Source organism: Zetaproteobacteria bacterium (assembly GCA_003696765.1).
In the GTDB taxonomy this organism is placed as follows: Bacteria; Pseudomonadota; Zetaproteobacteria; order Mariprofundales; family J009; genus RFFX01.
The window spans coordinates 20,614-27,540 of the sequence record RFFX01000092.1; the positions used below are offsets into that span (position 1 = coordinate 20,614).

Consider the following 6,927-nt stretch of genomic DNA (forward strand, 5'->3'; position numbering starts at 1 on the left):
CGGCCGCCCGGGAGGCCGGCATCCGCGGCCAAGAGGGCCGCACACATCCGGAGGTCGTGCGTGCAACCGACGGATCTGTCAGGCGTCCGGGTCGTGGATGACGCCATGCTGCTGGCCATCGATGTCGGCAACAGCGAGATCGCCTGCGGCCTCTACCCGCTGGAGGGGACCGGCACGCCACGGCTTCGCTCCTGCTGGCGGCTGCAGAGCCATCGGGGGCGGACCGCCGACGAGCTGGCCTGGCAGCTGTTCGGCCAGCTGGAGATGCACGACGCCGACGCGGCTGCGATCCGCGCGGTCATCTGCGCCAGCGTGGTGCCGGCGCTCGACGAGGTCGTCCGCCAGGCCTGCGCCCGCATCACCTCCGCCGGCTTCGCCCGGGTCGGCGAGAAGGGGGTGCGCACCGGCATGGCCATCGACTACCTCCACCCGGGCGATGTCGGCGCCGACCGCATCGTCAACGCCGTCGCCGCCCGCCACCGTTTCGGTGCGCCGGTGATCGTGCTCGACTGCGGCACCGCCACCACCTTCGATGTGGTCACAGCCAACGGCCACTACGCCGGCGGGCTGATCCTGGCCGGCTTCGAGCTGGCGCTGGAGGCGTTGGCCCGGCGCGCCGCCCGGCTGCCGACCGTCTCCCTCGCCCGCCACGAGCGGCTGATCGGCCGCACCACGGTCCATGCCATGCAGGCCGGCGCCTACTGGGGGGCGGTCGAGGCGCTCTCCGGTCTGATCCGCCGATTGCGCCGCGAGCTGGGCGACGATGCGGTGCCGGTGGTGGCCACCGGCGGCGCGGCATCGGCCATCGCCGACGACCTGCCCGAGCTGGCCGCACTGCTGCCCCACCTGACCCTCGACGGCCTGGCCTTGATCGGCCGCAGCCACTTCGGGGGGGGCGGGCGATGAACCGGATCCTCCAGCGCATACTGATCGCCTTGATGGTCGCGGCCATGGGTGCGCTCGCCTGGATGGCGTGGAATCCGGTGGTGGTCGACCGGGGCGGCCGCACCCTCCGCCTCGCCGTTCCTCCCCCGCCCCGGCCCGCCGGCCAACGCTGGCAGGTGGTCAGCCGGCGCTTCCTCCGGGAGGACGACGCCCGCGCCATGGCCCGGCGGCTGACCGGGCTGGGGCTGCACCCCCGGATCCGGGCCGACCGGGAGCAGGTCGAATGGACCGGATTCGCCGATCCCTACAGCTACCCCTCCACCGCCGCCGCGATCGAGGCGCAGGCGCGATGGAAACAGGCGGGGATCGATTCGACCGTGCTGCACGACGACCTCGGCTACCGCCTGCTGCTCGGCCGCTTCTACTCCGGCAAGGAGATCGCCGGACAGAAGGCGCGGCTGGCGGCCAGCGGGCTGGAGTGGCGCGAGGAGCGCCACAGCGAGGAGCGCACCGTCTGGCGCATCCTCTTCCCGCCGCAACCGCGCGAGGAGGCGGAGGTCACCTGGGGGGCGGCGCAGAAGGTGGGCGGACTCGATCCGCTGCTGCGCCGGGTCGGCCCCGCCGGAACGGGTGGGGGAGGCGATGCACGGTAGGGTGATCCTCGGTCTGGCCGGCACCGCCCTATCGAAGGAGGAGCGCCGCTGGCTACGCGCGCGCCCTCCGGCCGGCATCATCCTCTTCGCCCGCAACGCCGACACCCCCGGCCAGCTCCGCCGGCTGATCGGCGAGGCACAGGAAGCAGCCGGCAGAGAGTTGATCGTGGCCGTCGACGAGGAGGGCGGCCGGGTCAACCGCCTCCCCTGGCCCCCCTTTTGCACCCGACCGGCGGCGGCAACATTCGGCGCCGCCTTTCTGGACAATGCGCAACGCGCGCTGCAGCAGGCCCGTGACGACGCCCGTCGCTGCGCCGCCGCACTGCGCAGGCTGGGAATCAGCCACAACTGCGCACCGGTGCTCGACCTGCGCATCCCCGGCGCCCACGATGTGATCGGCGCGCGCGCCTACAGCGACGATCCGGAGGTGACCGGTCGACTCGGCGCGGCGGTGGTGGAAGGGATGGCCGAGGAGGGGATCGGCGCGGTGGGCAAACACTTCCCCGGCCACGGCCGAGCGCGGTGCGACTCGCATCAAACCACCCCGGAGGTGGTCGCCTCCGACGCCACACTCCAGGCGGAGATGGCGCCCTTCGCCGCAGCGATCGCCCACGGCCTGCGCCATGTGATGACCGCCCACGTCCGCTACCCGCGGCAGGATCGGGCCATCGCCACCTTCTCACGCTACTGGCTTGGGCGGTTGCGGGAGGAGCTGCGCTTCTCCGGCACCGTCTGGAGCGACGACCTGGGGATGGGCGGCACCGGTGTCGATCTGCCCTGCGCCCTGCAGACGGCGGCGGAGGCGGGCTGCGACCTGCTGCTCGTCTGCCGCCCCGAGGATTGCCGGGGGGTGATGGAGGATGGCGGCGCAGGCAACCCTCCTCCGCAGCGGCGTGCCGAGGCGGAGCCGCTGCGGCCCGATCGACCATGAAGGTCGACGGCACCGACTACCGCACCGTCTGGATGGAGGATGGGGTGGTGCACATGATCGAGCAGAACCGGCTGCCGTTCGAGTTCGCCATCGCCACCCTGCCCGACCACGAAGCCACCGCCCGCGCCATCGAGGAGATGACCGTACGCGGCGCAGGCGCCATCGGCGCCGCCGCCGGCTACGCCATGGCCCAGGGCTTCCTCGCCGCCGCCGGCGACCGGAACAGGCAGCAGCAGGCCCGGGCGCGCATCCTCGCCACCCGACCGACCGCCCAAAACCTCTTCCATGCCGTCGAGCGGGTCTGGCGGGCGGGATGCGCCGGCGGCGCCGAGGCCGCGGTGGCCGAGGCGGAGGCCCTCGCCGATGCCGACGCCGAGGCGAGCCGCCGGATCGGCCTCCTCGGTGACTCGCTGATCGGGCACGATGCCCGCATCCTCACCCACTGCAACGCCGGCTGGCTCGCCTTCGTCGACCACGGCACCGCGCTCTCGCCGATCTATCGCGCCCATGAGAAGGGGAAACGCCCCTTCGTCTGGATCGACGAGACCCGCCCCCGCGGCCAGGGGGCCCGTCTGACCGCCTGGGAGCTGACCCGGGCGGGGATCGAATGCGCCCTGATCGCCGACAACGCCGCCGCCCACTACATGGCGGCGGGGATGGTCGACCTGGTCATCGTCGGCGCCGACCGCATCGCGGCCAACGGCGACACCGCCAACAAGATCGGCACGCTGGAGAAGGCGATCTGCGCCGACCGGTTCGGCATCCCATTCTATGTCGCCGCCCCCTGCGCCACCATCGACCCCGACGCCCCGGAGGGATCGGCCATCCCCATCGAGGAGCGCAGCGCCGACGAGCTGCTGTGGCAGGAGGGGGTGGACGCCGACGGCCGGCGCCACACCATCCGGGTGGCGGCCCCCGGCGTGGCCGCGCACAATCCGGCCTTCGACGTCACGCCGGCCGGGCTGATCCGCGCCATCATCACCGAGCGCGGCATCATCCCCCCCGCCGAGGCCGGCGCAGTGGCGGGCGATCGATAGTCAAGCGCACCGCCGCGCCATAGCTTCGCCCCCAGCCGGCCTCCGCCGACGGCGGCGGCGCGGCCACGGAGGGCCGCGCAACGGGATCGGTCGCCTGCACCGATCCACCGGCGAGGCGGTCGGAACACCGCGTGGTTCGACCGCCGTCGCGCCGGGAACCTCCACGGAGGGAGCTTGTGCGATGCGATCTGCCGATCAATGCTTTGGACCCTCTCCAACCAGCTCACCGTCGCCCGGGTGGCGCTGATCCCGGTGATCGTGGTGCTCTTCCACCTGCCGTGGCGCTTCAGTGGGGCGCTCTGCGCCGCCCTCTTCGTCGTCGCATCGCTCACCGACTGGCTCGACGGCTACCTGGCGCGCAGCAGGCAGGAGGCCACCCCCTTCGGCCGTTTCCTCGACCCGGTGGCCGACAAACTGCTCGTCGCCACCGTGCTGGTGCTGCTGGTGGGCACCCAGAGCGTGCCGGCGCTGCCGGCGGCGATCATCATCGGACGGGAGATCGCCATCAGCGCCCTGCGCGAATGGCTGGCCGAGCGCGCCGTCACCCTGCAGGTCTCCATGCTGGGCAAGGCCAAGACCGCCATGCAGATGATCGCCATCACAGCGCTGCTGCTCGACCTCGACATCTTCGGCATCAACACCCATGAGGCGGGGCTGGTCCTCCTCTGGGCGGCGGCGGCCCTCACCATCTGGTCGGGCTACGAATACATCAAGGAGGCGTGGCAGGAGCTGATGGCGCCCGGAGCGTAGCAGCCCCGCCCGCCGACGGAGGCGCATATGTCGGGCGACACCCCGGGCATCCATCTTCCCTGCTCCCCCATTCCCATGCGAACGACGACCCACCGACCCACGGAACGACGGCTTGGACGACTCGCCGGGCGCATCCACCGCTTCTGCCTGCCGCTGCGCTGGCGCTGGGCGCTCCTGGTCGGCGGCGCCGTCACCCTCTCCATCGCCCTCCTCACCGCGCTGGCGCTCGACATGGAGCGCACCGCCTGGGAACGCGACCAGCAGGCGCAGGCCACCCTGCTGGTCGACCGGCTGGCCGACGAACTCAAGTTGCCGATGCTGGCCGACAACCGGGTGCAGGTGCGGTTGCTTCTCGACCGATTCATCGATCGCGTACCCGACGCGGTCTCGGTGGAGCTGCGCTGGCACGGCGGCCGGCGGGACCGGGCGGGCGCGCCCCCTCCCTCCCGCATGGAGCGCCCCATCCACGGCTCCGCCACCCACCGTCTCGCCACCGACGGCCTCTGGTTCGGCCGTACCATCACCTACGCCGACACCACCCTCGGCACCGTCGCCGTCGCCTTCTCGGAGGCGGGATGGCACCAGATGGTGCAGCGGTTGACCAGCCGCCTGCTCCTCGCCGCCCTGGCGGTGCTGCTGCTCACCTCGCTGGCCGTCTTCTGGCTCGCCGGCCGCATGAGCCGGCCGATGGAGCTGCTCGCCGAAGGGGCGCAACTGGTCGCCGGGGGGGATTTCACCATCCGGCTGCCGGCGGGCGGCAACGACGAGATCGGCGACGCGATGCGCGCCTTCAACGATATGGTCGGAGAACTGGAGCACAAAGCACGGATGCGCGACGAAGTGGGGCGCTACCTCAACCCCGAGGTGGTCGAGCGGGTCTTCGACCGCCAGCGTCAGGGGCCTCAGAGCGAACGGCGGGAGGTAACGATACTCTTCGCCGACATGGTCGCCTTCACCGCCTTCTCGCAACACGCCGACACCAGCGAGGTGGTGGCCACCCTCAACCGCTTCTTCGGCCTCTTCAACAGCATCATCACCCATTTCGGCGGCCATGTGGACAAGTTCATCGGCGATGCGGTGATGGCGGTCTTCAACCACCCCTACCCCGACGACCGGCATCCGGTCAAGGCGGCATCGGCGGCGTTGGCCATGGCCGAGTGCTGCCGCCGCCTCCATGTTCGCCGCCCGGGCGACGGCCGCGAGGTCGCCTTCCGCATCGGCCTCAACCGCGGCGAGGTGATCGTGGGCAACATCGGCGCCGACGAACGGCTGGAGTTCACGGTGATCGGCGATGCGGTCAACGTCGCCTCGCGCATGGAGGGGCTGGGCGGAGCCAATCAGGTGGTGGCCTCGGCCTCCACCTTCGACGGCATCGACCACCGCTTCGAACTGCACGACCTGGGCGGGCGTCCGGTCAAGGGGGTGCGCCGGCCGATCCGGTGCGTGGCCATCTCCACCGGAGATGCAGCGCTGATGGAGGAGATCGACCAGGCCGTGGAGCAGGCGCTGGAGCGGCACCTCGGCCCCGACTACGAAGCGCGACTTGCCGGCGGCTGAAGGGAGGGAGTCCGCCGTCGCGGTGATCGGCGGCGGCAGCTGGGGCACCGCGCTGGCCGTGGTGCTGGCCCGCGGCGGCGCGCGGGTGGCACTGCTGGTGCGCGATCCGGAACAGGCACGGGCGATCAACCGGGAGGGCCGCAATCCGCGCCATCTCCCGCAGATCCCGCTGCCGCCGTCGATCCGCGCCACCGTATCGGCCGACGAGGCGCTCGGCGCGGCGCGACTCATCGTCTACGCCCTGCCCTGCGCCGCGCTGCCCGCCGCGCTCGACACCATCGCCGCCCTCGGAGGCGATGCGCCGGTGATCGCCGCATGCAAGGGGCTCCACCACCCGTCGGGGCTGCGGGTGGACGAGATGGTGCGGCAGGCCGTCGGGGTGGAGCGCACCCTGCTGCTCTCCGGCCCCTCCTTCGCCGGGGAGGTGGCGACGGGGGCGCCCACCGCCATCACCCTGGCCGCGGCCGAACTGGCGCGGGCAGAGCAAACGGCACGCTGGTTCGCCCCCACCACCTTCCGCATCTACCCCCACGACGACCTGATCGGCGTCGCGCTCGGCGGCGCGCTGAAGAACGTCATCGCCATCGCCGCTGGCATCGCCGACGGCCTGGGACTGGGACACAACGCCATGGCGGCGCTGATCACCCGAGGCATGCAGGAGATCAACCGACTGGCCGTGGCCTACGGCGCCCGCCCCCGGACCCTCTACGGCCTCTCCGGCCTGGGTGACCTGGTGCTCACCTGCACGGGGGAGGCGTCGCGCAACCGCCGGCTGGGTCGGGCGTTGGCCGGGGGGGCGACGCCACAGGAGGCGCGCGCCGCCATCGGCGAGGTGACCGAGGGGGCGGAGAGCGCCCGCACGGCGCTGGCGCTGGCCGAGCGCAAGGGGTGCGACGCACCGATCATCGCGACGGTCTGTCGCATCCTCGACGGCGTCTGGAGCTGCCGACAAGGGCTGGATGCGCTGCTCGCCCGCCCGGAGCGGGCCGAGTTCTCCTGATCCAACCTGGTACGGCGTGCGCGGCGACGACGAAGAGGAGCGGCTCTTCCGGACGATGGCCGATGGGGTCATCCCGCTGGAGGCCCCCCGCCGGATCCACCCCCTCCGCCGTCC

General features: G+C 72.3%; 7 protein-coding genes. All 7 read left to right on the forward strand.

Going from position 1 to position 6,927, the window contains the following annotated elements; all coding sequences use genetic code 11:
* The first annotated feature begins 105 nt into the window (after positions 1–105).
* The 7 genes from D6682_08485 (at position 106) to D6682_08515 (ending at position 6,813) form a co-directional block, all read left to right on the forward strand.
* Positions 106–906: a type III pantothenate kinase gene (locus tag D6682_08485; protein RMH49840.1), complete on the forward strand. Its 801-nt coding sequence runs from the start codon at positions 106–108 to the stop codon at positions 904–906.
* Positions 903–1,538, forward strand: coding sequence for a hypothetical protein (locus tag D6682_08490; protein ID RMH49831.1), 636 nt, complete (start codon positions 903–905; stop codon positions 1,536–1,538). Before D6682_08485 ends, D6682_08490 begins: the two co-directional genes overlap by 4 nt.
* Complete coding sequence (locus D6682_08495) at positions 1,528–2,469, forward strand: beta-N-acetylhexosaminidase (GenBank protein ID RMH49841.1); 942 nt, start codon at positions 1,528–1,530, stop codon at positions 2,467–2,469. Before D6682_08490 ends, D6682_08495 begins: the two co-directional genes overlap by 11 nt.
* A complete protein-coding gene (gene mtnA, locus D6682_08500; GenBank protein ID RMH49832.1) occupies positions 2,466–3,506 on the forward strand; it encodes an S-methyl-5-thioribose-1-phosphate isomerase in 1,041 nt (346 codons plus the stop codon). The genes D6682_08495 and mtnA overlap by 4 nt, the downstream gene beginning before the upstream one ends.
* A gap of 198 nt (positions 3,507–3,704) precedes the next feature.
* Positions 3,705–4,256, forward strand: a complete 552-nt coding sequence (pgsA, locus tag D6682_08505) for a CDP-diacylglycerol--glycerol-3-phosphate 3-phosphatidyltransferase (protein ID RMH49833.1) — start codon at positions 3,705–3,707, stop codon at positions 4,254–4,256.
* Between the two features lie 27 nt (positions 4,257–4,283).
* Complete coding sequence (locus D6682_08510; GenBank protein RMH49834.1) at positions 4,284–5,813, forward strand: adenylate/guanylate cyclase domain-containing protein; 1,530 nt, start codon at positions 4,284–4,286, stop codon at positions 5,811–5,813.
* Complete coding sequence (locus D6682_08515) at positions 5,800–6,813, forward strand: NAD(P)-dependent glycerol-3-phosphate dehydrogenase (protein RMH49835.1); 1,014 nt, start codon at positions 5,800–5,802, stop codon at positions 6,811–6,813. Before D6682_08510 ends, D6682_08515 begins: the two co-directional genes overlap by 14 nt.
* Positions 6,814–6,927 lie beyond the last annotated feature (114 nt).

Coding starts and splice junctions, on each gene's coding strand:
- D6682_08485 (RMH49840.1), top strand. CDS start 106: ATGCTGCTGGCCATCGATGTCGGCAACAGCGAGATCGCCTGCGGCCTC.
- D6682_08510 (RMH49834.1), top strand. CDS start 4,284: ATGTCGGGCGACACCCCGGGCATCCATCTTCCCTGCTCCCCCATTCCC.
- pgsA (RMH49833.1), top strand. CDS start 3,705: ATGCTTTGGACCCTCTCCAACCAGCTCACCGTCGCCCGGGTGGCGCTG.
- D6682_08490 (RMH49831.1), top strand. CDS start 903: ATGAACCGGATCCTCCAGCGCATACTGATCGCCTTGATGGTCGCGGCC.
- mtnA (RMH49832.1), top strand. CDS start 2,466: ATGAAGGTCGACGGCACCGACTACCGCACCGTCTGGATGGAGGATGGG.
- D6682_08495 (RMH49841.1), top strand. CDS start 1,528: ATGCACGGTAGGGTGATCCTCGGTCTGGCCGGCACCGCCCTATCGAAG.